The sequence below is a fragment of the Nocardia violaceofusca NBRC 14427 genome (assembly GCF_963869435.1).
GTDB classification, from domain to species: Bacteria; Actinomycetota; Actinomycetes; order Mycobacteriales; family Mycobacteriaceae; genus Nocardia; species Nocardia aobensis.
Genome location: NZ_CAWMPM010000031.1, coordinates 63618 through 89415 on the forward strand (window position 1 = coordinate 63618; position 25798 = coordinate 89415).

At 68.3% G+C, this 25798-nt stretch carries 28 protein-coding genes; 13 read left to right on the forward strand and 15 right to left on the reverse strand.

Features of this window, described 5'->3' with window-relative positions; genetic code table 11:
• The first annotated feature begins 199 nt into the window (after positions 1–199).
• Positions 200–517, forward strand: a complete 318-nt coding sequence (locus tag AC5592_RS24815) for a DUF222 domain-containing protein (RefSeq protein ID WP_232329531.1) — start codon at positions 200–202, stop codon at positions 515–517.
• A gap of 16 nt (positions 518–533) precedes the next feature.
• Here AC5592_RS24815 and AC5592_RS24820 read toward each other — a convergent pair whose 3' ends face one another.
• Positions 534–1898, reverse strand: a complete 1365-nt coding sequence (locus tag AC5592_RS24820; protein WP_063065565.1) for an LLM class flavin-dependent oxidoreductase — start codon at positions 1896–1898, stop codon at positions 534–536.
• A gap of 187 nt (positions 1899–2085) precedes the next feature.
• Here AC5592_RS24820 and AC5592_RS24825 point away from each other — a divergent pair, with 187 nt between their 5' ends.
• The 4 genes from AC5592_RS24825 to AC5592_RS24840 all read left to right on the forward strand — a co-directional run bounded on the left by AC5592_RS24825 (position 2086) and on the right by AC5592_RS24840 (position 5751).
• Complete coding sequence (locus AC5592_RS24825; protein WP_063065624.1) at positions 2086–3387, forward strand: O-acetylhomoserine aminocarboxypropyltransferase/cysteine synthase family protein; 1302 nt, start codon at positions 2086–2088, stop codon at positions 3385–3387.
• The gene (locus AC5592_RS24830; RefSeq protein WP_063920377.1) at positions 3380–4201 is read left to right on the forward strand and encodes an alpha/beta fold hydrolase; all 822 of its coding nucleotides are present in this window, start codon (positions 3380–3382) and stop codon (positions 4199–4201) included. Before AC5592_RS24825 ends, AC5592_RS24830 begins: the two co-directional genes overlap by 8 nt.
• Before the next feature lie 28 nt (positions 4202–4229).
• Positions 4230–4415, forward strand: a complete 186-nt coding sequence (locus tag AC5592_RS24835) for a hypothetical protein (protein WP_063065566.1) — start codon at positions 4230–4232, stop codon at positions 4413–4415.
• Between the two features lie 250 nt (positions 4416–4665).
• Positions 4666–5751, forward strand: a complete 1086-nt coding sequence (locus AC5592_RS24840; RefSeq protein ID WP_269750209.1) for a GNAT family N-acetyltransferase — start codon at positions 4666–4668, stop codon at positions 5749–5751.
• A 21-nt stretch (positions 5752–5772) separates the two neighbouring features.
• Here the strand turns inward: AC5592_RS24840 and AC5592_RS24845 are convergent, their stop codons facing one another.
• The 6 genes from AC5592_RS24845 to AC5592_RS24870 form a co-directional block, all read right to left on the reverse strand.
• Complete coding sequence (locus AC5592_RS24845; protein ID WP_371507461.1) at positions 5773–6540, reverse strand: ABC transporter permease; 768 nt, start codon at positions 6538–6540, stop codon at positions 5773–5775.
• On the reverse strand, positions 6537–7682 hold the full coding sequence (locus tag AC5592_RS24850) for an ABC transporter substrate-binding protein (RefSeq protein WP_063065567.1): 1146 nt from the start codon (positions 7680–7682) through the stop codon (positions 6537–6539). Before AC5592_RS24850 ends, AC5592_RS24845 begins: the two co-directional genes overlap by 4 nt.
• A complete protein-coding gene (locus AC5592_RS24855) occupies positions 7679–8407 on the reverse strand; it encodes an ABC transporter ATP-binding protein (protein WP_063065568.1) in 729 nt (242 codons plus the stop codon). Before AC5592_RS24855 ends, AC5592_RS24850 begins: the two co-directional genes overlap by 4 nt.
• The gene (locus AC5592_RS24860) at positions 8383–9414 is read right to left on the reverse strand and encodes an acyl-CoA dehydrogenase family protein (RefSeq protein WP_063065569.1); all 1032 of its coding nucleotides are present in this window, start codon (positions 9412–9414) and stop codon (positions 8383–8385) included. Before AC5592_RS24860 ends, AC5592_RS24855 begins: the two co-directional genes overlap by 25 nt.
• Positions 9411–9932: a DUF4242 domain-containing protein gene (locus AC5592_RS24865; RefSeq protein ID WP_063065570.1), complete on the reverse strand. Its 522-nt coding sequence runs from the start codon at positions 9930–9932 to the stop codon at positions 9411–9413. Before AC5592_RS24865 ends, AC5592_RS24860 begins: the two co-directional genes overlap by 4 nt.
• Positions 9933–10054: 122 nt before the next feature.
• Positions 10055–10135, reverse strand: coding sequence for a putative leader peptide (locus AC5592_RS24870; RefSeq protein ID WP_371507465.1), 81 nt, complete (start codon positions 10133–10135; stop codon positions 10055–10057).
• A 63-nt stretch (positions 10136–10198) separates the two neighbouring features.
• Between AC5592_RS24870 and AC5592_RS24875 the strand changes: the two genes are divergently transcribed.
• The 4 genes from AC5592_RS24875 (at position 10199) to AC5592_RS24890 (ending at position 14447) form a co-directional block, all read left to right on the forward strand.
• Complete coding sequence (locus AC5592_RS24875) at positions 10199–10831, forward strand: TetR/AcrR family transcriptional regulator (RefSeq protein ID WP_232329532.1); 633 nt, start codon at positions 10199–10201, stop codon at positions 10829–10831.
• 45 nt (positions 10832–10876) lie between these two features.
• Positions 10877–11647: a trans-aconitate 2-methyltransferase gene (locus AC5592_RS24880; protein WP_063065572.1), complete on the forward strand. Its 771-nt coding sequence runs from the start codon at positions 10877–10879 to the stop codon at positions 11645–11647.
• Between the two features lie 630 nt (positions 11648–12277).
• The gene (locus AC5592_RS24885) at positions 12278–13993 is read left to right on the forward strand and encodes an FAD-dependent oxidoreductase (RefSeq protein WP_063065573.1); all 1716 of its coding nucleotides are present in this window, start codon (positions 12278–12280) and stop codon (positions 13991–13993) included.
• A 13-nt stretch (positions 13994–14006) separates the two neighbouring features.
• Positions 14007–14447, forward strand: a complete 441-nt coding sequence (locus tag AC5592_RS24890) for a DUF1931 family protein (protein ID WP_174555033.1) — start codon at positions 14007–14009, stop codon at positions 14445–14447.
• A gap of 13 nt (positions 14448–14460) precedes the next feature.
• Here AC5592_RS24890 and AC5592_RS24895 read toward each other — a convergent pair whose 3' ends face one another.
• From AC5592_RS24895 to AC5592_RS24905, 3 genes are all read right to left on the reverse strand, one after another.
• Positions 14461–15492: a hypothetical protein gene (locus AC5592_RS24895; RefSeq protein WP_063065574.1), complete on the reverse strand. Its 1032-nt coding sequence runs from the start codon at positions 15490–15492 to the stop codon at positions 14461–14463.
• Positions 15493–15837: 345 nt separating this feature from the next.
• Positions 15838–16002 carry a dihydrofolate reductase family protein gene (locus tag AC5592_RS24900; protein ID WP_232329533.1) on the reverse strand — a complete coding sequence of 55 codons (165 nt, stop codon included), beginning with the start codon at positions 16000–16002 and terminating at the stop codon, positions 15838–15840.
• A gap of 29 nt (positions 16003–16031) precedes the next feature.
• Positions 16032–16181, reverse strand: a complete 150-nt coding sequence (locus tag AC5592_RS24905; protein WP_232329534.1) for an FAD-dependent oxidoreductase — start codon at positions 16179–16181, stop codon at positions 16032–16034.
• Between the two features lie 104 nt (positions 16182–16285).
• Here AC5592_RS24905 and AC5592_RS24910 point away from each other — a divergent pair, with 104 nt between their 5' ends.
• Positions 16286–16981, forward strand: coding sequence for a class I SAM-dependent methyltransferase (locus AC5592_RS24910; RefSeq protein WP_063065575.1), 696 nt, complete (start codon positions 16286–16288; stop codon positions 16979–16981).
• Positions 16982–17015: 34 nt separating this feature from the next.
• On the opposite strand, the gene AC5592_RS24915 is transcribed toward AC5592_RS24910, so the two are convergent.
• Genes AC5592_RS24915 through AC5592_RS24930 form a run of 4 tightly spaced genes read right to left on the reverse strand, consistent with a single transcriptional unit; the run spans position 17016 to position 21037 of the window.
• Positions 17016–17981, reverse strand: a complete 966-nt coding sequence (locus AC5592_RS24915) for an ABC transporter substrate-binding protein (RefSeq protein WP_063065576.1) — start codon at positions 17979–17981, stop codon at positions 17016–17018.
• Positions 17982–18041: 60 nt separating this feature from the next.
• Positions 18042–18800: an ABC transporter ATP-binding protein gene (locus AC5592_RS24920; protein ID WP_063065577.1), complete on the reverse strand. Its 759-nt coding sequence runs from the start codon at positions 18798–18800 to the stop codon at positions 18042–18044.
• A gap of 1 nt (position 18801) precedes the next feature.
• The gene (locus AC5592_RS24925; protein ID WP_063065578.1) at positions 18802–19653 is read right to left on the reverse strand and encodes an ABC transporter permease; all 852 of its coding nucleotides are present in this window, start codon (positions 19651–19653) and stop codon (positions 18802–18804) included.
• A 52-nt stretch (positions 19654–19705) separates the two neighbouring features.
• Positions 19706–21037, reverse strand: coding sequence for an aryl-sulfate sulfotransferase (locus AC5592_RS24930; protein WP_063065627.1), 1332 nt, complete (start codon positions 21035–21037; stop codon positions 19706–19708).
• 155 nt (positions 21038–21192) lie between these two features.
• On the opposite strand from AC5592_RS24930, the gene AC5592_RS24935 reads away from it, so the two are divergent.
• Positions 21193–22221, forward strand: a complete 1029-nt coding sequence (locus AC5592_RS24935; protein WP_232329535.1) for a LacI family DNA-binding transcriptional regulator — start codon at positions 21193–21195, stop codon at positions 22219–22221.
• Between the two features lie 39 nt (positions 22222–22260).
• Here AC5592_RS24935 and AC5592_RS24940 read toward each other — a convergent pair whose 3' ends face one another.
• The gene (locus AC5592_RS24940) at positions 22261–23070 is read right to left on the reverse strand and encodes a PRC and DUF2382 domain-containing protein (RefSeq protein WP_063065579.1); all 810 of its coding nucleotides are present in this window, start codon (positions 23068–23070) and stop codon (positions 22261–22263) included.
• Positions 23071–23728: 658 nt separating this feature from the next.
• Here AC5592_RS24940 and AC5592_RS24945 point away from each other — a divergent pair.
• Both AC5592_RS24945 and AC5592_RS24950 read left to right on the forward strand, forming a co-directional pair.
• Positions 23729–24661 (forward strand): alpha/beta fold hydrolase, encoded by a 933-nt coding sequence (locus tag AC5592_RS24945; RefSeq protein ID WP_063065581.1) that lies wholly within the window; start codon positions 23729–23731, stop codon positions 24659–24661.
• A 270-nt stretch (positions 24662–24931) separates the two neighbouring features.
• Entirely contained in the window at positions 24932–25795 is an 864-nt protein-coding gene (locus tag AC5592_RS24950) for an AfsR/SARP family transcriptional regulator (RefSeq protein ID WP_083871389.1), read from the forward strand.
• The last annotated feature ends 3 nt before the right edge of the window (positions 25796–25798 follow it).

Genomic DNA, 25798 nt, shown 5'->3' on the forward strand with positions numbered 1-25798 from the left:
CTGTTCGCGATCAGTGGAGGCCATGCCGGGCACTCGGTGGTCGATCGCCTGACCTTCGGCGATCGCCCACGGACGGCATTTGGGTCACCATTACGCAGGCGCGCCCGGAGCGTAAACCGAGCAACCCTGCCGAGAAGTTCGACGCGCCAGACCAGGCTTTCATCGAACAAATGTTCGAGACTGCGGTAGGCTGCCTCGCGTGAACACACATTCGACCGCATTGGCATCGAATGCTCCGGCACGGGGATGGTCGGAACTGGCCGATGTCGACTTGCTGCGCACCCTCGTCGAAACCGAGCGCCGCCGGCGCCGATTGGGTGCGGCCATGGTCGCGGCCGTCGCCGAGGCAGAGCGCCGCGGCCTCGCCGCCGACACCGGCTACCGGGACACAGCGGAGCTCTTGAGCGATCTACTGCGGATCAGCGCCTCCGAAGCTCGTCGGCGAATCGAATACGCCGCCCCGCGAGCCCGCTCCCGCGCCAGAAAGGCGTGGCGGGCGATGGCGGCAGCGGGCTGAGACCGAGTCGGGTGGCTCAGGCCCCGGTACGCACAACTCCCCCACGCGCCGCCGGTTTCAGACTCGCCGGCCCCAAACCGAGATGATCGCGCAGCGTCGTCCCGGTGTAGTCGGTGCGGAACAGGCCGCGGCGCTGTAGTTCCGGCACGACCAGGTCGACGAAATCGTTGAAGGTGCCCGGCGCCTGCGCGGCGGACAGGATGTAACCGTCGGCCTCGCCGCCGTGGAAGCCCTCCTCGATCTGATCGGCGATCTGTTCGGGCGTGCCGACGAACTGCGGCAGCAGTACGCCCTGCGCGTACAGCCGGCCGATATCGCGCAGGGTCAGATTGTCGCGGACGCTGAGCCGGCGGGCCACATCGAACAAGCCTTGCGTGCCCGGGACCACCACGTCTTCGATCGGTGCGTCGAGGTCGTAGCGCGAGAAGTCGTGGTCGGTGTGCACCGACAGCGTGATGAGCCCGGAGACCGGATCGGCGAGTTCGTTGTGGAAGGCCTGCTTCTCCCGGGCGATCGACTCGGTCTCGCCCACGAACGGCACGAACGACGGGAAGATCTTCAGGTCGTCCGGGTTGCGGCCGAAGTCGGAGGCACGCGATTTCAGATCGTCGTAGTAGGCGCGCCGGCCCTCCGGAGTCGGATCGATCTCGAAGACCGCCTCGGCCCAGCGGGCGGCGAAATCCTTACCGACAGGCGAGGATCCGGCCTGGATGATCACCGGCCGGCTCTGCGGCGAATGCGGCACGGTCAGCGGCCCGCGCGTCTTGAACCAGGTTCCGGCATGGTCGACCACGTGCACCTTGTCGGGGTCGGCGAAGACCCCGGACGCCTTGTCCCGCACGAGCGCATCGGGCTCCCAGCTACCCCACAGGCGATAGGCCACCTCGAGGAATTCCTGCGCCCGATCGTAGCGTTCGTCGTGACCCAGATGGTTGTCGAGACCGAAGTTCTGCGCCTCCGCCTGATTGAGCGAGGTGACCACATTCCAGGCCGCGCGTCCACCCGAGAGGTGATCCAGTGTGGCGAAGATCCGCGCCACCTCGTACGGATGAAAGTAGGTGGTGGACTTGGTGATCGCGAGCCCGATCCGGTCGGTCACATTCGCCAGCCCGGCCGCCACCAGCGCCGGATCGATCGTGGCCGACGCCTGAGTGCCGCTGCGCAACGGCACCCGGATGTCGTCGCCGTAGCGGACCGGCGTCGCCAGCAGATCGGCGAAGAACAGGAAGTCGAATTTTCCGCGCTCCAGCGTCTGCGCCACCCGGCGGTAGTAGCCGGGCCCCAGATAGTCCGTCTCCGAGCCGGGATGCCGCCACGCCGCATGCGAATGCGTGACGTGCGAAGCGATCAGGAATCCGGCCAGATGCAATGCGCGAGACATGAGCCCCAGCTTCGGCCGCCCGGGTGGCACGGTCACCGGTTGCGATCAACGGGAACTGAAAAGCTACCTTCCAGCGAATCGGATCACGCTGAATCAATGGGGATTGCCCGGCTGCCGGCGCGCCTACCATCCGGAGCATGAGTGTCCGCAATGCGCCTGCCGAACAGTGGAATTCGGCGGTGGGTTCATGAGCGAACCACCCCCGGGACGCCGGTGGTCGTTCGAGACCCGCCAGATCCACAGTGGCGCACAACCGGATTCGGGGACCGGTTCCCGGGCGACCCCGATTCATCAGACGACGTCCTACGTCTTCCGCGACACCGACCACGCCGCGGAGACCTTCGCGCTGCGCGACCCGGAAACCCACGCCTACACGCGGGTCTCGAATCCGACGACTGCGGTCGCCGAACAGCGCCTGGCGGATCTGGAAGGCGGCCTCGGCGCGGTGGCGGTCGCGAGTGGTCAGGCCGCGGTGACGCTGGCGCTGCTGACGATCGCCCGGGCCGGTGACCACATCGTCGCCGCCGCGACGCTCTATGGGGGCACCTACAATCTGCTCGCCCACACCTTCGCCGACCTCGGGATCACCGTCGAGTTCATCGCCGACCCCGACGACGCGGCACAGTGGCAGCGCGCGATCCGTCCGAACACCAAGGCGCTGTTCGCCGAGACGATCGGCAATCCCCTCGGCAACGTGCTCGACATCGCCACGGTAGCCGACATCGCGCATACCGCCGGGATACCGCTGGTGGTGGACAACACCGTCCCCACCCCGTACCTGCTGCGCCCGATCGAGCACGGCGCCGACATCGTCGTTCATTCGACCACGAAGTTCCTCTCCGGCCACGGCACGACGATCGGCGGCGCCGTCGTCGATGCCGGGCGGTTCGACTTCCGGGCCGACCCGCACCGGTGGCCGCAGCTCAACTCCCCCGATCCCAGCTATCACGGCCTGGTGTTCGCCGCGGAGTTCGGTGAACTCGGCTACCTGACCCGGCTGCGCACGAAGCTGCTGCGCGACCTCGGTCCCGCGGTCTCCCCCTTCAACAGCTTCCTGCTGCTGCACGGCCTGGAAACCCTGTCGCTGCGGGTGGCCCGGCACAGCGACAATGCCGCCGCGATCGCCGAATGGCTTTCCGCGCGAACCGAAGTCGAGCGCGTGCACTACGCCGGGCTGCCCGGCAGCCGCTGGCACGACGCGGCCCGGCGCTATCTGCCACTCGGCGCCGGCGGCGTGCTGGCGTTCGAACTGACCGGCGGCGCGGCAGCCGGTCGCCGCCTGGTCGACCGCCTGCACCTGTTCAGTCACCTGGCCAATATCGGGGATGTGCGCAGCCTCGTCATCCATCCGGCGTCCACGACGCACGCCCAGTTGGACCCGCGTCGACAACGCGACAGCGGTGTGACACCCGGTCTGGTGCGGCTGTCGGTGGGCCTGGAGGGCAGCGCGGATCTGATCGCGGATCTGGAAGAGGGACTCGATGAGTGAAATCAGTACGGCCGACTTCTCCGTGGCGGACTTTCGTGGCGCCACGGGAAGCGTCCACTACCGGCGCTGGGTACCACCCCGGCCACGCGCGGTGCTGGCGTTCTTCCATGGCCTCGGCGAACACGTCGGCAGCTATCACCCGTTCGCCGCGGCGCTCAATAGCGCCGGAATAGCGGTGTGGGCCAACGATCATGCCGGACACGGCCGCAGCGACGGTGAGCGCGTGCTGATCTCTTCGGTGGACATCCTCATCGACGACGCCGAGACTCTGGTCGGTCTCGCCCGCGCCGCGCATCCGGACGTTCCGCTGATCGTGGCGGGCCATTCCCTGGGCGCACTGGTCTCGGCGCTGCTGGTCGCCGAACGCGATGTGCCCGCGGCCGCTGTCGTCCTGGCGGGTTCGTCGCTGCTGGTCGAGGGCGAGAGCTGGGTGCTGCGGGTGCTGGCCGACGGTGTCGACCCCTGGGAGCTGCGCCGCGATCCGAGCGAAATGACCCGCGACACCGCATACGCCCAGCAGATTCGCGAGGACCCACTCACCTGGCAGGGCGGGCTGCGGCTGGAAACTCTCGGCGCACTGGGCGCGGTCGCGCCGCGCATTCCCGCAGCACTGAACAAACTCACGCAGCCGGTGCTGTTCGTGCACGGCGCCGAGGACGATATGGCTCCGGTCGCCGGGGTGCAGCGGGCGGTGGCTCAACTCCCCGACGCGCGGGCGGTGGTTTTCCCCGAGGACCGGCACAACATTCTCAACGAGATCGACCGCGATCAGGTCTACCGGGTCGTGGTGGAGTTCATCGCCGAGCACCTGTGAGGCATTCGGAAATGACCCGCGCACACCGGTGCACCGATTTCGGGAGGCGGCCGGGCTGCGCGCCCTCGGTCCGGTCCGCGACCCGGTTCCGGGGCAGACGCTGCGGGAGCGGATATTCGGCACGGACGATCCTCGCGTGCCGGCCGATCACCCCGGCGCGGCCTACCGCGATGCGTTCACCCACCACCCGTCGTCAGCGCCCACACTGCTGTGACACGGTCCGCTCCGCGCCGGAACGCGGGATCGTGCCCGCGACGGCGGGCTGCGGCAGTGGCCCGCTACCGTGGTCCGGGACGTGTCGCCCGCGAAGTACCCGCCCACTATCTCGGAGGTGACCGATGACCAGCCGCACATCCGCGATCGAGCTGGAGACGTTGACCGACGCCGGCGAGGTGCGCGCGGCCGGAGACATCTTCCGCGCCGCGATGGTGGGGCTGCCGCCGCTGCCGTAGGAGGCCGACGGGCTGGTAGAGCCCGGACGCACGCTGGGCGCGCGCCTCGACGGCCGGCTGGTCGGGGCCGCCGACTCCTACACCAGTTGGCTCGTCGTTCCCGGTGGGGAGCGCGTGCCCCACGCGGCGGTGACACATGTCGGAGTCCTTCCTACCCATACCCGGCGCGGGGTGGTGAGCGCGCTGCTGCGCCGCCAGCTCGCCGATATCGCCGCGCGCGGTGAAGTGGTCGCGAGTCTGCGCGCAACCCAGGGCGGAATCTACGAACGGTTCGGCTACGGTGTGGCCGGCTCCTACGCCACGCTCGAGCTGGATCGCCGCCGCGCGACGCTGCGCGGCACCGTTCCCCCGGGCGGGCCGGTCCGCTATCTCGATCCCGAGAACCGCTGGGAAACGTTGGCGAAAATCTATGCGGCCGCTGATATTTCGTGGCACGGTGCGATCGACCGGCCGCCGCATTGGTGGCGGTTCCAGGAGTTGGTCGCCGGGGACGGCGGCTGGACCGTGGTACACGGCGAACCCGGCGCCGAAGACGGATTCCTGCGCTACCGTCCGGCCGAGGGCGCCGGCTGGCCGCGCAATCCGCAGCGCACGGTCGTCGTCGACGATTGGGTGGCCACCACGCCCGCGGCCTACCGCGCACTGCTGCGGCATCTGCTCACCCATGACATCGTGGACCGGATCGTGATCACTTTCGCACCGGTCGACAGTCCACTGCGGCACCTGTTCACCGACGAGCGGGTGGTCTCCGTAGCCGGCGTGCACGACGAGACCTGGCTGCGGCTCATCGATGTCCCGACGGCACTGGCACGCCGCAGCTACCGAGAGGCACCGGCCGTGGTCCTCGCGGTGACCGACGACATCCTGCCCGCCAACACGGGCTCCTACCGGATCGCCGCCGACACCGTCACCCGCGTCGACGCCCCCGCCGACCTCGTCACCGACGTGGCCGCTCTCGCCGCCGTATACCTTGGGGGATCCACCTGGCAGCAGCTTGCCCTCGCCGGTCGGGTTAGCGAAAAGCGCAGCGGCGCAATCGAAGACGCCGACAACCTGTTCACCACCACCTCGGCTCCCTTCGCCGGCACCTACTTCTGACACCGGCGCGACAGCCGCCCGTCAGGGCCGGTCCAGCACCGCCCGGGCGAGCGAGTCCAGCGCGAACCCGATCAGGCCGATCACCACGATCACCGCCATCACCTGGTCGTAGGCGAGCTGGTCGCGAGCATTGAGGATCTGGTAGCCCAGGCCGGACCGCACGCCGAGCATTTCGGCCGGGACCAGCACCACCCAGGCGATGCCGAGCCCGACGCGGAACCCGGTCTGCACCGGCCCGCGGATCGCGGGCAGAATCACCGCGCTCACCTGCTCGCGCCGGGTCGCACCGAACGACCGTGCCACCAACAGCAGACCCGGGTCGATGGATCGCACGCCCGCGGCGGTGTTCAGCACGATGGGCCACACCGAGGCGGCGGCCACCAGGAAGACCACCGGCTGGTGCCCGATTCCGAACAGCGCCACCGCGATCGGCGCCCACGACAGCGGCGAGATCATCCGCAGGAACTGCACCACGGGCGCGACCGCGGATTCGGTGGCGGCATGCAGTCCGAGCAGCAGGCCCAGCGGAATGCCGACGGTGACCGCGATCAGCAATCCCACCAGCAACCGCCACATACTCACCGCGATATCGGGGAGCAGCACACCGCGATCCAGCAATCCGGCGATGGCCCCGGGCACATGTTGCGGCCCGAATTCGCGCAGCAGCGACTGCGGCGCCGCCACCAGGTCGGTGAGCACCCACCACAGCAGCACCGCGGCGACGACGGCACCCAGGCGCGGTAACCAGGCCGCGGTGCGGCGACGTGGGCGGGCGGCGACGATAGTCACGATGGATCGATCTCCTCGATGCGAGTGAGCCCCGGCGGCAGTCCGAAGGCGGCGGGCCCGCCCGCGCGGTCCAGTGCGGCCCGGACGAAGCGGTCGTCGACGAGTTCGCCGTGCGCGCTCGCCGGATCCAGGCGGGACAGGAAACGGGTGTCACCGTCGACGACGGTGTCGTGCATCGCCGTGGCGAGTGCGGCGGTGAAACTCGGAAAGGGGAAGGGCTGGAAGCCGATTCGCTGCGGTTGCCAGTCGGGATGCCGGACCGGGATGCGATCGGAATAAGTCAGTGCCTTCGTGATCGCGGGCAGCGGCTGCGGAAGATACCTTTCCGCGAGCTGTTTCGCCGCGGCGGGACGGTCGGCGCCGATCCGCAGCTGCGCGGCGACCACCGCGTCCGCCAACGCCTGCGCCACCGCCGGCCGGCTGTCCAGCAGGTCCTGATGCACCACCAGCGCGCAGCAGGCGTGGTCACGCCACAGGTCGCCGAGAAAGCGATGAATGCGACCCACGCCGCGCAGTTCGGCTCCCGCGTTGAACGGGTCGGCGACGGTGAACGCGCTGATCGACCCGTTGGCCAGGGCCGGAATCATATCCGAGGGACTCATCACGATCAGCTCCACGGTGCCCGCCGAGCGCGACGCCGAACCGCGGATCACCGGCCGTAAACCGTTGGCGCGCAACCACTGCTGGATCACGATGTTGTGGATCGACCACCAGAACGGGATCGCAACCTGCGTCCCCGCCAGCTCGCCCGGCTCCGTGATGCCAGGAGCGACGGTCAGGGCGGAACCGTTGGTGTGGTTCCAGCCGAGAATCCGAGCGGGGGCACCCAGACCGAACCGCAGTTGAATGGCCATCGGCATCAGCAGGTGCACGATATCGACCTGGCGGGTGAGGAACGCCTCGGCGAGGGCGGACCAGCTGCGAAACAAGACGGGCTGGGCGAATTCGGTACCGCGCTGGGCGATCAGCAGCGGGGCCGCGTCGGTGATCGGCAGGTATCCGATGCGCAGCCGGTCACCGCCGATGCCGCGGCGGTCGGCCGCGGCCACGCCCAGATCGGCCAATCCGGCCAGCCCACCGGCGGCGACTAGTCCGGCGCAGCCGCACAGCAGGCCACGCCGCGAGATCGAGGGACGCCTCATACCGTCACCGACACATCGCGATAGCGGTCGATAATGCTGTGCCGCAGCGTGTTCCGCTCGTCGTCGGAGCCAGGACGCGGGTACTGCGCCCGCACGGCGCCGCCGTGGCCGATCAGGACGATCCGGTCGCCCAGTCGCAGCGCCTCGTCGACATCGTGGGTGACCAGAACGGTGGTGCAACCGAGGTCTGCGACCAGCGCGGCGAGCCAGTCCTGCAGGTCGGCGCGCACCGCCGGATCCAGGGCACTGAACGGTTCGTCGAGCAGCAACAACTGTGGCCGGACCGCGACGGCACGCATCACCGCGACCCGTTGCGCCTGCCCTCCGGAGAGCTGATCGGGCATCCGTCCGGCCAGTCCGGCCAGGCCGAACCGCTCCAGCAGCGCATCCGTCCCCGCGGAATCGAAATCGGCGCGGTGGCGGGCGAACCGGCCGCCGAACCGCACGTTGTCGCGCACGGTCAGCCACGGCATCAGCAGCGGCTGCTGGAATACCATCCCGGTCGCCGGGTTCGGCTGCCCCTCGCCCCAGCCGATGCTGCCGCCGTCGAGCCGGTCCAGCCCGGCGATGATGCGCAGCAGCGTCGATTTGCCGCTGCCGCTGGGGCCGAGGATCACCAGCAACTCACCCGCCGCGATCTCCAGATCGACGCCGTCGAGGACCGGTGTGCCGTGGTGGGCGTAGCTCTTGCGCGCGCCCGCTAGTCGTACTGCGACAGTTCCCATCGCAACTGGCCTTCCGAGGGAGATTGAACGGGCAGGAAGGCGGCCTCGCGGAACCGCCGGTTGGTATCGCAGCCGCGGGCGAATCCGGCGCCGCCGCGCAGCGTCGATTCCAGCCGGGTCGCCGCCACCGCGGTCCGCGACGCGTCGAGCCGCACCCGGATCAGATCGGCCGGCGGGACCCGGCCGGTATCGGCGGCGAACTCGTACAGCCGCTGCCGCACCGAACCGTGCCGGGCCGCGAGATCGGTGTACTCGCCGCGGAATTGGGCCCCCAGGCCGTCGAGCAGCGCGCCCGCCTCGGCCACCGATCTGCCGGCGATACCGCTGCAGAACGCGGTCTGCAGGAGCAGGAATATCGGCCGCACCGCGGCTGCGAAGACCGGCAGGTCCGTGGTGATCAGGTGGTCGTCGGGCACCTCGACCCGGTCGAATGTCAGCGCGGTCGAACCGGTGGCGCCCAGTGCGAGCAGCTCCGGCGCGGGCCGCACCCGCACTCCGTCGGCGGCAGCGGCGACCACCGCGACCCGACCGGAACCGTCGTGGCCCCGATACGGGAACACGATCAGGGCGTCGTCGAAGACGTTGGAGGCCCACGCGATCGGGCCGGAGACCGCCCGGCCGTCATCGGCCTCGGCCCGCAGCGGCAATTCGCCGAGCCCGGCGAGATGTTTGAGCGCCGCGGCCATCGCCGTGACACCTGCCGTGCGGCCGGAAGCGAGCTCGCCCAGGTACTGGCTCCGCACCGGATCCGGTGCGCGCCAGACGTATTCGAGTGTCATCCGCTGGGCCCACAGCGAGAAGCCGGCCGCGAGGCTTTCGGCCGCGACGTCCTCGATCAGGCGGGCGAATTCGCGAATATCGGTGTCGCCCAGTGCCGTTGCGAGCAGATCGTGTCCGCCGAGCTCGGCGAGATCGGCCCGGGTGTCGGTTGCCGCGGCGTCGAGAGCGGCGGCGCGGTCGCGCACGAAGGCCGCCACCGCCTGGCGGGCCGGCGCGGGCACGGTCATGTCCGCGGATCCGAGAGGGCGTGCAGCCGGTCGATCGGCGTGCTGACCGCGGCCCGGGCCCGGCGCACGGCGGCCTCGTCAGGCGCATCGTAGAAGCAGAGGCATTTGGCCGTGTCCTCGCGCACATAGGTGCGCAGGAAGTCAACCTCGGGGACGTCCGCGTACTTCGGCGCATTGGCTTTCTTGCGCGCGAGGTAGGTGTCCATATCGATCTCGGCGGGGATATCCCACTCGACCAGATACCCGGCGGCGGGGCGGGCCGCCTTGAGGGTCTCGAGGGCGGCGCCGACGAGACGCACCTCGTGCGGCCCGTCGACGGAGGCCGCGAACACCTCCGCCGCAGCCGGTGCGGAGGCTGCGCACCCGTCGAATTCCGCGATCGCGAAGATACGCGTGGAACCGCTGGTGACCTGCGCCTCGATGAGTTCACCCCCGGCCTTGTCGGCCAGGGCGCCGAATTCGTCCAGGGTGCGACCGGGGGCCCCGGTGGGGACGAGTTCGTACAGATACAGGGACATGGACAGCCGCCTTTCGGAACTGGCTCTGTGGTGGGCTCGACGGCCGCGCGCACAGCGCGACCGGAGATGCGCGAGACGAACGACGCCCCCCGCAGACGCAGAAGTCTGCGGGCAAAGGCGTTTCAGCGCTGGTGACGACAGGCGGCGCCCGCCACACGCACGAGATCTACGTGCAGTCGGCGGGTGAGGTTGCTGCGGGTCACGCATTCAGACTAAACAGAGACAGAACGTTCTGTCTACTCCAACTTGTGGCTATGGTGGAAGACGTGGCCACAACAACGGAGCCCGCCGCGCGGCAGCGGTCGCCGCGCGGCGACAAACCAACCCCGGCACAGCGCCTCCTGGATACCGCGACGGCGCTGTTCTCGCGCTACGGAATCCGCGCGGTCGGCATCGATCGGGTACTCGCGGAGGCCGGGGTGGCACGGGCGAGTCTGTATCAGAGTTACGGGTCCAAAGACGCACTGGTACAGGCCTATCTGGAACATCTCGACCACCGTGACCGCACCCGCTGGGACGAGGCGGTCGCGGACGTGCCGGAGCCGGCCGACAAGGTGCTGACGTTCTTCGACCTGGCTCTGGCATCGGCGCCCACCAAGGGTTTCCGAGGATGCCAATACGCCAACGCGGCCACCGAATTTCCCGATCGCGCGTTGGAACCGGTTGTCGCCCACCGCAGCTGGATGCTCGACACGCTGACGGGACTGCTTCGCGAATGCGGCAGCACCGATCCGGAGGGACTCGCTCGGCGCATTCAACTCGTCTACGACGGCGCGCTGTCGGGGTCGAAATTCGAGCACGGGCTGCAGCCGCTGCGGACGGGCCGGAGTCTCGCCGCGGAGTTGATCTCCGACTCGTTGCCGCACCGCCATCGCAGCGGAAGCACCACCACGCGCTAACATAACGCTTATACGGTTTAGCACCTCCGGCGAGTGGGAGCAGCCATGTGGGATCCCGAGAAATACCGCAGCTTCGGCGACCATCGCTCGCGACCGTTCTTCGAACTGGTGGCCCGCATCGACGCCGAGAAACCGCGCCGGGTGGTCGACCTGGGGTGCGGTCCCGGACAGCTCACCGGCGTGCTGGCTCAGCGGTGGCCGCAGGCGCGCATCGACGCGTTCGATTCCTCACCCGAAATGGTCTCGGCAGCAAGAGAATCCGGTATCGATGCCGAAGTGCGCTCCGCCGAGGAGTGGCAGCCGGCACCCGATACCGATGTCGTGGTGACCAATGCGGTGCTGCAGTGGGTGCCGACGCATACCGCGCTGCTACCGCGGTGGGTCGCGGCCCTGCCGTCCGGAGCCTGGCTGGCATTGCAGGTGCCGGGCAACTTCGACGCACCCTCCCATGTCGCCATCCGCGAACTCGCCGCGCGCGACGAGTGGCGACCGCGCCTGGAATCGAGCGGCATCCTGCAACCGCGCGACGTCCTCGATCCGAGCGGCTACGCGACGCTGCTCACCGCGGCCGGATGCACGGTCGACGCCTGGGAGACCACCTATCTGCAGCGGCTGACCGGCAACGATCCGGTCCTCGAATGGGTGACCGGAACCGCGCTGCGGCCGGTCCGGAGTGCGCTCGACGACCAAGCGTGGACGGAGTTCACCGCGCAACTCGCCCCACTCCTGCGCGCCGCCTATCCCCAGCGCGCGGACGGGACGACCTGGTTGCCGTTCCGGCGGGTCTTCGCCGTGGCGCACAAGTCCGCTGACTAGCGCCTCATCGAGCGCCTCTGCCACACGAGTGGCCGCACAGCCGTGTGACCTCTGGTATTCGATGGCAGCGGGACGACCGCATGAGCGCCGATCGGCGCGCGGCGGGCCTGCTGTCTCAGGATTGGTGACCCCGCTGCGAGCTTGCTGAGGCACATCGCTCGGCGGCAAAGATTTTGGTTTCGGGCGTCCGACTCGTGGTAGCCACCGGGAGTGGTGGCTGATGCCGGAGTGTGCGCACCGGCCACCTCGAGCGGGTTCCGGCAGACATCTGTGTTCCGGCTGGGTTCTGGACGCCACCGTCTCCCGTTCTTTCGACGCCCACTGGGCGAATGAGGAACTGTCAGGCGGTTGAGCCGTGAGTTCGAGCGGTTGGACCGACCAGCCGAACGCCGAAGCGGTATGCGCCGGCTCGGCGAACACCGAATCATCGACGCCGAGGAGGCGTGATGGCCGAGTCCAGCCTGGAACCTCCGCGATATATCCGAACGGACGTCATGACTTCTGTCCCTGTCGACCCACACGTGACCGCGATCCGGCCCGTCGCACCCCGGCATGCGAGCGCGCACGCTCACACTGTCGGCCATCCGATCGTCCAGTCGATGGAGCCGGGTGAAGATTGGCGGTGGTGTCATGTCGACCAGAACTTCGTCTGAGAACGGCGCTCCCGTACGCGACATTCCGGCTGTCGACGCCGAGACTCCGGACGAGCTGGGAGCCTACCCGCGCCTGACCGACGAGCAGGTCGCGACGCTCGAGGTCGGTGGCGCGCGTCGATCGGTTGGCGCCGGTGAGGTGCTGGTCCGCGAGGGCGAACCCAGCAACGACTTCTTCGTCATCCTCTCGGGCAAGGTGGCGATCATCGACGAGGGCGACGGAGACGGCGAACGCCGGATACTGCGCGTGCACGGTCCCGGCCGATTTCTGGGCGAGCTCGGGCTGCTGGAAGGCCAGGTGGCGTTCTTCACCGCCGAGACGATCGAGGACGGCGAGATACTCGTCGTCCCGGCCGAGCGGGTGCGCGAGCTGGTTTCCCACGATCCCGTCCTCAGCGATCTGATCCTGCGCGCCTACCTGGTGCGGCGGCATCTGCTGATCGGGCTCGGTTCGGGGTTCCGGATCATCGGCTCCTGTTATTCACCGGATACGTTGCGGCTTCGTGAGTTCGCCATGCGAAACCGGTTGCCCCACAGGTGGATCGATCTGGAGCGCGACGAACGGGCGGAGCAGCTGCTGCGCAGCCTGGACGTCTCCCCCGAGGACACTCCCGTGGTGATCTGGCACGGCGAGAAGGTGCTGCGCAATCCGACGAATGCGGAACTCGCCCGCGTCGTCGGGCTTCCGGTCCCGGATGCGGCCCACGACGTAAGCGACCTCATCGTGGTGGGTGCGGGACCGGCCGGTCTGGCCGCGTCCGTGTACGGCGCTTCGGACGGGTTGAACACGGTGACACTCGAGTCGTTCGCCGCGGGTGGCCAGGCGAGCACCTCCTCCCGGATCGAGAACTACCTGGGCTTCCCGGCAGGGATTTCCGGCGCCGAATTGGCGGAGCGGGCCGTGATCCAGGCCGGCAAGTTCGGTGCCCGCATCCTGGTGTCGGCGGAGGTGACCGGTTTGGAGTCCGAGGGCGGGGACCACGTGCTTCGGCTGGCGGACGGCGGCACGGTTCGCGGCCGGGCCGTCGTGCTGGCCACCGGGGTGCGATATCGCAAGTTGTCGGTTCCGGGAATCGAGGTACTGGAGGGGACGAGCGTGTACTACGCCGCAACTCATCAGGAAGCGCGGATGTGCGGCACCGACCCGGTGGCCATCGTCGGCGGCGGAAACTCCGCCGGGCAGGCCACCGTCTTTCTCGCGGACCGTGTTTCCCACGTGGACCTGCTCATCCGCGGCGGTGACCTCGGAAAGAGCATGTCCCGCTACCTCGCCGACCAGATCGAGCGCCATCCCCGCGTGACCGTTCACCGCGGTACCGAGATTCGCGAGGTCCACGGTGAGAAGTACCTCGACGAGATCGTGGTCGAGAACAATCACACGGGCGCGCGCGACACCCTTCGGGTGCGCGCGCTGTTCGTCTTCATCGGGGCGGTGCCGCACACCGGGTGGCTGGCCGACACGATCGCACTCGACGACCACGGCTTCGTCCGCACGGGCATGGACGCGGTCCGCGCCCGTGCGGACGGCAACCAGTGGATCGGCGACCGGCCGTCGAGGACGCTCGAAACGAGCCTGCCCGGCCTGTTCGCTGTCGGCGACGTCCGCAGCGATTCCGTGAAACGGGTCGCCTCCGCTGTCGGTGAGGGAGCGATGGCGGTTCGCCAAATCCATGAATACTTCGACAGGAGCTGACGACATGCCAGTGATGGGTACCGTGAAATTCCAGCAACTCTTCCGGGCAGCGGCCGGCCTGCAAGTCGACCGGAACGACCTCAAGCGCTATACGGATTTCATCGACGACAAGATCTACGATCTGATCCTCATCGGCAAGGCCTCGGCCAAGGCGAACCTGAGGGACGTGATCGAACCGTGGGACCTGCCGATCACCAAGGGGCTGCAGGAGAGCATCCACCGGTTCGAAAAACTCGACCAGGAAATCGAACTACAGGCTCTGCTCGATCAACTGACTGCCCGGCCGCCATTGGACATGGCCCTCTCCGAGGCGACCGAGCAGCGATTGCCGCTGATCGCCGGAGGCTTGAGCGTGGCGCTGGCGCAGACATTCGTCACGATCGAGCCGGACCGTAAGAACCCCGGTACCGCCGAATGGAACGTCGCCTTCGACATCTTCCATCTCCTGCTCTGACCACCGCCCGTCGTCAGTCCGTGTGGTCGAATCGCCGGCGTTGCCGAACCCCGTAGGTCGCCGCCTTCACGGCCTCGTCGTCCTCCATGCCCGATCCCAGCGCACCGCCCAGGGTAGCCACGGCGGCGACCAGCCAGGCCATCAGCAGCAGCGTCGCCAATCCCGCAGGCCCGCCGGTGTTTTCGGTGACCATCTGCGGCGGTATGGTCCACCAGGCGGTCAGCATCAGCAGGATGAACAGCGCGGCGTGGAAGACGACGACGCCGATCGTCAGGGTGATGACGGTCGATGCGTTGTACAGCGCCACGCGCTCTCGTTCGCTCCTCGAGTGCGGGCGTTCCCATAGATTGTGTTCGATGATGAGCCAGGCGATCAGCGCCGCGCTCGCGAGGGCCGTTGCCGCGCTCAATCGCCATGGACCCATCGTGGCCGACAGTCGCCACATCGTCCCATAAGCGAGGCTGACAGCCCCGGTGGCGAAGGCCGCCATCATCACCTTCGACATGCCGGTCACCAACCGCCATGGTCGATTGGCGTAGACCATGCCCGCGAGCAGCCGCAGCCGGGACAGGACCGACGGGCCGAGATAGTGGACGACATCGCCGTCCTGCACCCGGTTCAGTCCCTCGGTCGCAGCTTTCTGTGGGCCCGACCGGCTCGTCATCTCGGCCACGACCGCTCGCGCCAAGTCCCGCACCCGGCGCTGAATGAACGCACCACCCAGACCGGGGATGGAGATCACTGCGAACCGGTCCGGCACACTGATGTCGGCCAGGACCGGCGTCGTTCCCTCGCGGCGAGGCAGATCGGTGAGGTAGATGACGACGTCCTGGATCTGACCACCCGGGTCGATGGTGTCGACCACCTCCGAGAACCGGGTGTGCTCGTCGATGGGGTAGGCGTGACATCGCACCGACACATCCCGGCCCTCGGGCGCGGACCCGTCGGTCCGCTCATTCGACAGCGAAGCGGACAGATGCTCGGCGATCGCCGCCGGCGCTCCGGGGTCGGCGATCAGCAGAATTGACGACTGTTCCCCTGCCATAGGCCCGGCCTACCCTCGCCCCGGGCGACCAAACGTCTCCCTCCTCCACGCGCACGCGCACCCTTCACGGCGATGGCTCGCCATCGACGCGGAGGCCGCGCAGAGGGCTTCATACAACGACCATCACGGGCTGCCCATTGAGGTTGCGGCGCAAAACGACTCAGTTTGCCGGCGCCGTGATCGACCGCAGCTGGAATGCGTGACTCACCGATCATGCTGCGCGCAGCCTGGTTTCGGGCATCCGCCCCGCACCCCGGAACTTCCCGCAATGGTCGGCGTACCGGCTGAGCGGTGCCACCCCATCGGAGGGCTCAGCTGAAGTTGTCGCCCGCATCGGGGTCGGATTCAGCGTCGGACGCGATAGCGAATATGCGTAGCCGCAGGCGTATTGATCACCTCGACGATGTCGAGTTCGATCTCCGCCGGCAACATGTCGAACAAGCGACGTCCACGACCGAGCAACACCGGAATCACATGAATCTGCAGTTCGTCCAGTACCCCCGCTGTCAACGCCTCGCGCACAGTGTAGGCGCCGCCCCTTATCTGTAGCTCTCGGCGGCGGATTCCATGGTGGAGGGCAGTGCGGTGCGCGTCCAGTCACCGGCGAGGAACAGACCCCGCACCGGGGTGGTCTGCTCCAGGCGCAGGGATTCCGACGAACCGGCACCGCACGCCGGATATCGAGTCACGTCCCGTGACAACCCCTACCGCCCGCACCCCCGCACGAGGCGCAGCCGTAGCATCGAATGAGCTCCATCCATGTCTGATAGCCCCGACCGATCCGGAGGACATCATGACCACACCGGGCGATTTCACGTTCGAGGATGCGTACCAGGGCGATGCCGGCCCGTTCTCCGGCGCCAAACCGCCCTGGAGTATCGGCGAGCCGCAGCCGGAGCTGAAAGCGCTTGCCGAACAAGGGAAATTCCACGGCGACGTCCTCGACGTCGGCTGCGGTGAGGCCGCGATCTCGCTGTATCTGGCCGAGCGCGGTTTCACGACGGTCGGGCTGGACTCCGCCCCGACCGCCATCGAACTGGCCCGCGCCGAGGCCGCGCGGCGCGGACTGACCACCGCCACCTACGAGGTCGCCGACATCACCTCGTTCACCGGGTACGACGGCAGATTCGGCACCATCATCGACAGCACCCTGTTCCACTCGATTCCGGTCGACCAGCGCGACGGATATCAGCGCTCCATCGTCCGCGCGGCGGCCCCGGGCGCGTCCTACTTCGTGCTCGTCTTCGACCGCAAGGCGTTACCGTCCTCACCCGAGGGGTTCGGCCCCAATCCGGTGACCGAAGACGAACTGCGCGAGCTGGTTTCGAAATACTGGGTCATCGACGACATCCGCCCGGCCCGCATCCACGGCAACGATCTCCCCCGCGACGATCGATCACCGGTCCACTTCGAGGACGTGCGCGACGAGCCCGGCGGCCGCAGTTCGGTTCCCGCCTGGTTGCTGCAGGCCCACCTGGCTGTGGCCTGACCGGTGTTCGCGCGGTCCGCACGAGACTGCCGGCTTATCCGCCCTGCGGCACGAACTTCGATTCGGCGCGGGCCTGGTAGTCCGGCAGTTGGGCCGCTTTGTCGAGGGAACCCTGCGATTTCGCCCAGTCGGCCAGGGTCGTCAGGGTGCCGGCGAGCTCGGGTCGCAGCTGGAGGCGGAAGTCGAACTCGGGCAGGATCTTTCGGATGAGGTCCGCCGACAGCTGAGTCGAGGCGGCAACCGCGGTGATCGCCGGCTCGGCTCCGGAGGTCAGCTCGGTTCCCGCCTCGCCGAGGGCCGCGAAGAAGGCGGTCAGCGCATCGGGCTTGCGGGTGACGGCGTTGTCGGTGGCCAGGTACAAGCTGTGCTGACTGTAGCTGCCGCCCGCGAGTTCGACCGCGTCACCGCCGAGTGCGTCGATCACCTGGGCCTGGTACGGCTGGAAGATCGCGACCGCGTCCACATTGCGCTGCCCGGCAGCGGTCACCATCGCCTGCGGTGCCACCTGCACCAGTTTGGCGCCGATATTGCTGTGCGACAACGCGTTCGACGCGAAGTACGCCGCACTGGTACCCAGCGGTGTCCCCACGGATCGGCCGCCGAGATCCGCCAGCGAGGCGATTCCCGCGCTGCGCCGGGCGACGATTCGCGAACCCTCCCAGCGCGATCCGTCGCCGACGATGCGCAGTGCGGGCGAACGGGTCAGCGCCGCCGCGGCCGGGACATCCGCGGCGGTGGCGACGTCGAGTTGGCCGGCGGCGAGCGCCTGCAGCGCCTCGACCCCGGTGGAGAAGTTGACGACCTTCACCTTCACCCCGTGCCGGTCGAAATAGCCGGCCTGTTGCGCCACCGGCACCTGCGCCCAGGAGGGATCGACGACGAAGCCGACGGTGAGGGTGTGTGGATCGGAGTCGTCGGCGCCGGAGCACGCGGCCAGCGGGACGATCAGCGCGACGAACGCGAGGAGTGCGATCAGGGCACGGGACATCAGTGATTTCACGGGCTTCTCTTCATCTGCGGGTAGTGGAAGTCATTGCGGTACAGGGAGTTCGAGAACGTGTCAGGGCACCGTGCGCACGATTCCGAGTTCGTGGTGCAGGGTGCGGCGCAGACCGCTGTACCCGGGCTGGTCGGCGAGCGTATCGGCGGGCCGCGGGCGAGCCAGCGGATTCGTGATCAGATCGACGATCTGCCCGTCGCGCAACACACCGATGGTGTCGGCCAGCCTGATGGCCTCGTCCACGTCGTGGGTCACGAAGACGACGGTGCGTTGCAGCCGGGTCCACACATCGATCAGCAGGTCCTGCATGTTGAGCCGGGTGAGTGCGTCGAGGGCGGCGAACGGTTCGTCCATCAGCATGATGTCCGGTTCTCCCGCGAGCATGCGGGCGATGCCGACACGCTGGCGCATACCGCCCGACAACCGACTCGGCCGCTGTCCGCCGACATCAGCGGGCAGACCGACGAGGTCGAGCAGCTCCGCGATGCGGTCCCGCCGCTCCCGCGCGGCGACTCGGTGTGCGCGCAAAGCGAATTCGATATTCGCCGCGACGCTCATCCACGGGAACAGCACGTCACGCTGGAAGGCCACACCCCGACGCGGATCGGGACCGGTCACCCGCTGCCCCGCGTCGGTGACGGTGCCGGAGGTGGGTGACAGCAGGCCCGCGAGGCAGTGCAGCAGAGTGGATTTACCGCTGCCGGAGGCGCCGACGAGGACGGTGAACGAGCCGTCGGGCACCGTCAGATCGATACCGCGCAGCGTGGGTCGCTCCGTATCCGGGAAACGCACCACCAGTTCATGTGCGGCGATCGCCATCTCAGTTCACCTCCTTCGCCCAGCGCACCACCGGAGCGGTCAGCGCCGCGATCGCCAGATCGCAGGCCGCCCCGAGGACGCCGAGCACGATCAGGCAGAAGATCAGCCGATCGGCCTGGGAGAACAGCTGCGCCTGATAGATCCGATAACCGATTCCCGCTGTGGTTCCGGTCATTTCGGCAACGACGATCAGCACGAACGCCATGGCGGCACCGACCCGGATCCCGCCCACCACGTCCGGCGTCGCCTCCGGCAGCACGATCCGAGTGAGCGTGTGCCATCGGCTCGCACCGAGACAGCGCGCGGCCTGCAGATAGTGCTCCGGCGTGCCGGCGAATCCGGAGTGGCTGTTGATCCATACCGGAACGAACACCCCCAACGCGATGACCAGCACCTTGCTGTTCTCACCGAGCCCGAACCACAGAATGGCCAGCGGAACCAGGCCGATGGTCGGGATCGGTGAAAGCAGTCGCAGCACGGGCTGCAACACCGCGCGTCCCGTTCGGGTGGTCGAGGTGACGATCGCGGCGAGCACGCCCGCGGCCACGCCGACCACGAGACCGAGCAGTGCGCGCTGCAGACTCGCGGCGATATCGGGCAGCAGCAGACCGTCGCTCCACAGCGCCTGCCCCGCGCGCGCGATCTGCGGCACGGTCGGAAACAGCTGGCGCGGAAAGCTTCCCGAGGCGGCCACCAGCGACCACACGAGTGCGGCCAGCACCAGCCCGGCCGCCGTGCCGCCGACGGTCCGCCAGTGCCGCGGCAGCCGTACGAGACGGATGCGATCGCGGCGCGGCGATGCCGGGGCGGGTGGCCCGGCGGTGTCCGGTGTGGTTCGCAGACTCGATGTCATGGGTCGAACTTCCTCGCGTCGATGACCGGCGGCCCGGCCGGTGAGAACCGGGCTAGGCGCCCGGCGGAACAGTGCCGCGCAGGTCGACGGCGACCGGGGCGGATCGCGGCGCGCCGATCGGCACCCAGTCGAACGGAACGGCCTGCGCCCGATAGACCATCGGCGTTCTGCTGAGGCGGTCCACGCCGGGCACGCGCGGCTCCCGGACCTCCGGTTCGCCCGCGACGCCGAGCCCCTCGTAGGGCGAGACGTACTCCCAGACCACCTGGCCCTGCGGCGTCACCTGGAATATGCGCCCCTGCATGCCCTCGGTGATCAAGGTGTTGCCGTTGGGCAGCCGCTGCGCGTTGCTGACGAACGAGCTGAAGAACGTCCACGACGGCAGACCGGAATCCTCGGCGGTGTACTGCCAGACGATCTGGCGCGTCGACGGATCCACCTCCAGCACACGGGATCCCGCGTAGATACCCAGCGGTGCCGGCGGATAACCGGCCCCGCCCTGGTTGTCGAAGATCAGAATGTTCCCGGCGCCCGGCAGGCCGTCGGCGATGAGGTGCGGATTGTGCTGCCCGGAGATCTGATCCAGCGGCCGCGGCACCTTGTGCGCGTTGATCCGCTGATGTTGCGCCCCGGCCTCGGCATCGAAGTACGGGCCCAGCCGCCACACAACGGCTTTCGTGGTCTTGTCGATCAGGGCGATGACATTGGCCTTGCGGCAGCTGATGAGGATGTTGTCCGGGTGGAAGACCGTGTGCGGGTCCGCGCGGTGCCAGTGATTGGGGCCCAGCGATTTCGCGCTGTTGATCTCCAGGTAGCCCCATGGATCGTCGGGATCGCGAAGTACCGTGTCGCGCAGCGCATCCCAGCCCGCCTCGGAGAACCCCAGTTCGCGCAGGTGGTCGCCGGCGCGCCACTCCCACACGATCGCCCCGCCGGGATCCACCTCGTAGAGTCCTTGATCGCCGACCGGGTCGGGGCCCAGACCGGGCACGACCCGTGGGATGGTGACCAGCAGCAGCCGGTTGCCGTTCGGCAGCAACTCCCAATCGTGGTTCTGCCGGGCGGCGCCGCCGGGCGCCTCCCGCCCCCATTCCCACACTCGCTCTCCCGACCAGCTCAGTTGTCCCACAGTGCGATTGGCGTAGATGCCGCCGCGTGGGTCGTCGCCCGGCTCGAGTTGCACCCCGACATCGCCGAGTCGGCCGTCGTTGAGTGCGGGGTCGAGAATGCGCGGCGGCACCCCGGCGAACGGCCACTCCCGATGCACGTCGCCCTGGAGATCGATGAGCCGCGTGACACCGTCGGCGCCGGTGAAGAGGATGTAACTGTCGTGCGCAGGCTCCGGGTCGTGGTAGGTGACGCCGGTGAGTCGTACGAAGGCCATGCAGTTCACTCCATCAGTCACAGGTTGAGCGAGCGTGTCGCCGATGTTACGAATCTAATCGATTTGCGCCGCAGATCAGCCGTCCGGAGACTGTAATGATCCGGATGATTTCAAGTCTGGCCGAGCGAGGGTGAACCGCTGAGAATGGAGCGAACGTGACTGTCAAACGCGCGACTCTCGCCGATGTGGCCCGCCGGGCCGGCACCTCCACCGCTGTGGTCAGTTACGTACTCAACGACGGCCCGCGGCCGGTCTCCGAGTCGACCCGTGCCCGGGTGGTGGCCGCGCTGGACGCGCTCAACTACCGGCCGGATCGGGCCGCACGAGCGCTGCGCCGGCCCCGACGGTGGCGGCATCTCGGATTGCTCGTGCCGGATGTGCGGATGCCGCTGTTCGCCACTCTGGTCGGGCACATCGAGGCCGAGGCGCGCCGACGCGACCATCTGACCCTGATCGGCAATACCGGTTACGACCCGGAGCGGGAGATCGAATTCGCCTCCGCCTTCACCGATTCCGGTATCGAGGGGCTCATCGTGGTGGGCGGTGCCAACGGCCGTGCCACCGCAGAACTGTGCCGCCACGCGCGGATTCCGATCGTGTGGGTCCACAACAACCGTGACGAGGTCGAGCCCGACGTCGTGGGCGCCGACCACGTCCGGGCCGGCGCGTCGGCCACCCGGCATCTGACCGACACCCATCGCCGCGGCGATGTCGTGTTCGTCGGCGGCTTCACCGCCGGCGAGGTGGCACACGGCGACCGGGAGACGGTCGCGCAACGATACGAGGGATACCGGTCGGTCGTCGGCTCCGAGCGGGCGCGGCGGATCGCCACCGATCTCACCCCCGCCGGCGCCTATCACGCCGTGGGGCGTTATCTGGCCGACCACCCGGCCCCCGACGGACTGGTCATCGGCACCTACGCGCAGGCCGCCGCGACCCTGCGCGCGGTCGCCGACGCGGGGCTGGTCGTCCCCCGAGACCTGTCCGTGGTGGGCTACGACACCGATACCGCCGACACCTACGCGGCGGTCACACTCACCGCCGTTCGGCAGCCGATCGACCTCATCGCACGCCTGGCGCTGTCCCGCGTCCTGGATTCGGAGCAGACGCAGCCACTCGGCCCGCCGGAACCGATCGTGACCCATCTGGCGATCGGCGAAACCTGCGGCTGCGCAACCCGATAGGGCCGGGCCCGGTCCGGGCCCGGCTCACACCATCAGTGCTCAGCGTTCGTCCGGGTAGCGGCGATCGTCGTAGCGTCCCGGATCGGTGCCCTCGGTGTCGATGCGCTCCTTGCGCACGGTGTCGCCGACGGTCTCCTGTTCCTCGACCTCGTCGACGGCCAAGCGCACCCGCTCCACCGGCACCGTCTCCTTGTCCACGGTCACCCGGTCGCGGTGCAGGGTGACTTCCCGTTCCTCGTCACCCAGAGAGGTCCGGCCGTACGCGCCGGCGTCGGTGACCGGTTCGCGTTCCACCCGGACCTCTTCGTGGCTGGTGGGCACCGTCACGGTCTGATCCTCGGTGACGACGTACTTGCGCAGGCGCGCGGTGCCGACCTCCTCACGCTGCGTATCGACGTTCAAGCGTTCCTCGGAGCGGATCAGGCCCTTGTCGCCGGTGGGATCGGTGGCGGCGTGGCGGCCGGTCGGGGCGGCATCGGGACGCGCGGTCCCCTGCCCGTCGCGCATCGCCCGGCCGTAGGCGTCCCAGCCCGAGTGATTCGGGTCGACGTGATAGTGGCGGAACAGCTGTTCCTCGCCCTCCCGGCTGATATGCCCGTCCTGTTCGACGGCGGGCGCCGATTTGACCATTTCCTTGTCCACATTCACCCGCAACGCGTCGGACTGCGGATTGTGCTGCGCCCCGACCAGCGGGACCAGCGAATCGTGGCGGAACAGTCCCGTGGACACCGATGCCCAGGTCGGCGAACCGGTTTCGTTGTTGACGTAGATGTTCTTGACCTTGCCGATCTTGTCGTCGTGCGAGTCGTACACGGTGCTGTCCATCAGAGTGTCGAGCTGTCCGGTCATGGTTGCTCTCCTCTCGATCGGATGAGATGGATTCATCGGGGAATACGCCGGCGTGGGCCGGCTGTCGCCCCCGGCAGCCCAGCATGTTCGGCTACACCTCGGCAGGTACCCGGCAATCATCCAGCGAAACCCGCATGGCGGACACGAAATGCGATTCGATCAAGCTCGCGCCGGTCGATCGCCGGGCCGACGGCACCCTGCCGCACACGCCCCGCGACCGGATTAAGCTTGTGCCACCGTCGGATCCGGTCGACCAGCCGCCGATCACAGAGTCGCCGTCCGGGGGCGAATGCCGGGTGCAGGCGCGTCCCCGCCTGGAAAGACCGGGCCGCATGTCCCCACGCCGGTGATCGCCCAGCTACCGGCGGGCCGGAGCTTGACGATATCGCTAGGCCTTTCGGCAACCCAGTAGGAATCGGCCACCTGGCGAGTTCAGGCCGAGGGATACCCGCACCACATATCTATCGTCGTCACGCCGCGAACCCCTTGGCCGCCAGCAGTTTTCCGACCGATGCCACTGCCGCAGACCTGGCGGGTCCGCGCCCGCCGACAGGTAACGGCCCGAAGCGCCTCCGCCACGTGTCTCCGGGGCGAATACTGATCGGTGTCCCGGTGGCGTCATCACCGGGACACCGATTGTGCTGCATGTGGAGTTGCGATGAGGCTGCGAGTTTCGACCCTGACCGTCCTCGCCGCCGTGGGCATCGCGGCCGCCGCATTCGCTCCCGCCGCCGCGGGGCCACCGCTGCCGGGCACGGTGGATCTGCCCTGTGCGACGACGACCCTGCACCAGGACGCCGCGTGGTATCGGCCCGCGGACACGCCACGCGGCCTGGTCTGGCTGCAGCACGGCTTCGCCCGCACGGAGGGCAACGTCGCCGCGCTCGCCGAAACACTGTCGGCCGCAGGATATCTCGTCTTCTCCCCCAGCCTGCCGTTCCTGAACCTCGACGGCTGCACCCTGCAGAATCTCGGCGACAACACCGCGTTCCTGGATCAGGTGGCCCGGCTGTTCGCCACCGCCGCCGATCCCACCGGCCCGCTGGCCACCTCCGCGGCCCGCGCCGGAGTCGGCCTGCCCGCGCTGCCGCGCCGGGTGGTGTTCATCGGCCATTCCGCCGGCGCCGAGGCCGTCGAATACGTCGCCCACCGCCTGCACGACTCCGATCCGGCCGCGTGGGCGAACCTGCGCGGGCTCGTCCTGCTGGATCCGGTGAAATCCTTCCTCGGCGACAACACCGATGTCGCACTCGCCGACCTCGCCGCCACCGACCTTCCCGTCCTCACCGTCTCCGGTCCGCCCGCGCTGTGCAACAACTTCGGCAGCGGAACCGCCGCCCTGCGGGCACATCTCCATCGCCGGTTCCTCGGCGTGCGCCTCACCACCGGCGAACACACCGACGCCGAAGGGCCCTCGAGCGATCCGCTGGGCGAATTGCTGTGCGGGACACCAGAACCGGGGAACGTGGCAGCTCTGCAGCAACTCGCCACCAGCTGGACCGGTGACTATTTCGAGGGCACCACCGACTATCCGGCCGCCGCCGCGGCGGCCTTCGCCGCACACCTCGCCGTGCCCCTGGCCGGAGCCTGAAGGAACCGGCGATCCGCCGCAACGCCCGGATTGCGCTCGGCGGCAACCGGTTCCGGCGAGGGGCCGGCCGCACAATCACATAGTCGAGCGTCCAAAATATTCTTCACCTGCGAAAACATATGCGAGAGCAAGACGGCCGTACGGCGTTAACGGTATGATCACAGTGGGTTTACGGTCTCGCCACAACGGCCTCGGTACTCTGAAACGGTCTACAGCGACGTACGATTTCACGCTCACCGCACAGCAATTCATGCTACAAGGGGACGTTACGTGTCGAATCCTGTGTATGCCCGCGTTCTGGGCCCTTTGACCCTCGCCCTCGACAATCGCAATGCGACGCCGACCGCCCAGAAACAACGGCAATTGCTGGCGTTGTTGTTGATTCGGCATTCGACGGTGGTTCCGGTCACGACACTCATCGAAGAGCTGTGGAACGACGATCCGCCCCGCAGCGCGATAACGGTCGTGCAGACCTATGTCCTGGGAATCCGCAAGAAGATGGCGCAGTATCTGGAGGTCGATCAGGGCGAAATCGCGGACAGATATCTCCGCACCTGGAGCAAGGGTTATATGTTCGACGCCCAGGATTGTGTACTGGATGTGCGCGACTACCGCACGATGACCGATGCCGCCCGCTGCGCGTTGAATGCCGGTGACGATCTGCGCGCGGTGGATCTGTTCACCGCGGCCGAAGCACTGTGGACCGGTCCGGCGCTGCTGGACGTCGAGTGTGGCCTGCCCTTGTCGGCGGAGTTGTCGCATCTGGAACAGGTGCGGCTGACCGACCTCGAACTGCGCATCGAAGCCCAGCTGCGGCTGGGCCGCTACCGGGAAGTCTGCCCCGACCTGGCGCGACTGACCGCGGAACAGCCCCTGCACGAACGACTGCAGGCGTACTACATGTACGCGCTGTGCCGTTCCGGCCGCCGTCATCGCGCCCTCGAGTCCTACCATGAATTCGCCCGTTCCCTGCAGCGGGAGCTCGGCCTGGATCCGTGCGTCAAATTGCGCCGATTACACAGCGACATCCTCAACGCCTCCGACGAATCGGTGACCCTGATGCTCGAACGCCGGCACGCCGGATATCTGATCGGCTGGCAGGCGGGCGCGGAACGCTCGGCCACGCCCGCCTGATCC

Bases quoted from the DNA above. Each gene is read 5' to 3' on its own strand.
- AC5592_RS24940 (WP_063065579.1), bottom strand. From the start codon at position 23,070: ATGACCGGACAGCTCGACACTCTGATGGACAGCACCGTGTACGACTCG.
- AC5592_RS24895 (WP_063065574.1), bottom strand. From the start codon at position 15,492: ATGGCAGGGGAACAGTCGTCAATTCTGCTGATCGCCGACCCCGGAGCG.
- AC5592_RS24880 (WP_063065572.1), top strand. From the start codon at position 10,877: ATGTGGGATCCCGAGAAATACCGCAGCTTCGGCGACCATCGCTCGCGA.
- AC5592_RS24825 (WP_063065624.1), top strand. From the start codon at position 2,086: ATGAGCGAACCACCCCCGGGACGCCGGTGGTCGTTCGAGACCCGCCAG.
- AC5592_RS24890 (WP_174555033.1), top strand. From the start codon at position 14,007: ATGGGTACCGTGAAATTCCAGCAACTCTTCCGGGCAGCGGCCGGCCTG.
- AC5592_RS24885 (WP_063065573.1), top strand. From the start codon at position 12,278: ATGTCGACCAGAACTTCGTCTGAGAACGGCGCTCCCGTACGCGACATT.
- AC5592_RS24925 (WP_063065578.1), bottom strand. From the start codon at position 19,653: ATGACATCGAGTCTGCGAACCACACCGGACACCGCCGGGCCACCCGCC.
- AC5592_RS24945 (WP_063065581.1), top strand. From the start codon at position 23,729: ATGAGGCTGCGAGTTTCGACCCTGACCGTCCTCGCCGCCGTGGGCATC.
- AC5592_RS24930 (WP_063065627.1), bottom strand. From the start codon at position 21,037: ATGGCCTTCGTACGACTCACCGGCGTCACCTACCACGACCCGGAGCCT.
- AC5592_RS24855 (WP_063065568.1), bottom strand. From the start codon at position 8,407: ATGGGAACTGTCGCAGTACGACTAGCGGGCGCGCGCAAGAGCTACGCC.
- AC5592_RS24820 (WP_063065565.1), bottom strand. From the start codon at position 1,898: ATGTCTCGCGCATTGCATCTGGCCGGATTCCTGATCGCTTCGCACGTC.
- AC5592_RS24910 (WP_063065575.1), top strand. From the start codon at position 16,286: ATGACCACACCGGGCGATTTCACGTTCGAGGATGCGTACCAGGGCGAT.
- AC5592_RS24920 (WP_063065577.1), bottom strand. From the start codon at position 18,800: ATGGCGATCGCCGCACATGAACTGGTGGTGCGTTTCCCGGATACGGAG.
- AC5592_RS24860 (WP_063065569.1), bottom strand. From the start codon at position 9,414: ATGACCGTGCCCGCGCCGGCCCGCCAGGCGGTGGCGGCCTTCGTGCGC.
- AC5592_RS24830 (WP_063920377.1), top strand. From the start codon at position 3,380: ATGAGTGAAATCAGTACGGCCGACTTCTCCGTGGCGGACTTTCGTGGC.
- AC5592_RS24865 (WP_063065570.1), bottom strand. From the start codon at position 9,932: ATGTCCCTGTATCTGTACGAACTCGTCCCCACCGGGGCCCCCGGTCGC.
- AC5592_RS24850 (WP_063065567.1), bottom strand. From the start codon at position 7,682: ATGAGGCGTCCCTCGATCTCGCGGCGTGGCCTGCTGTGCGGCTGCGCC.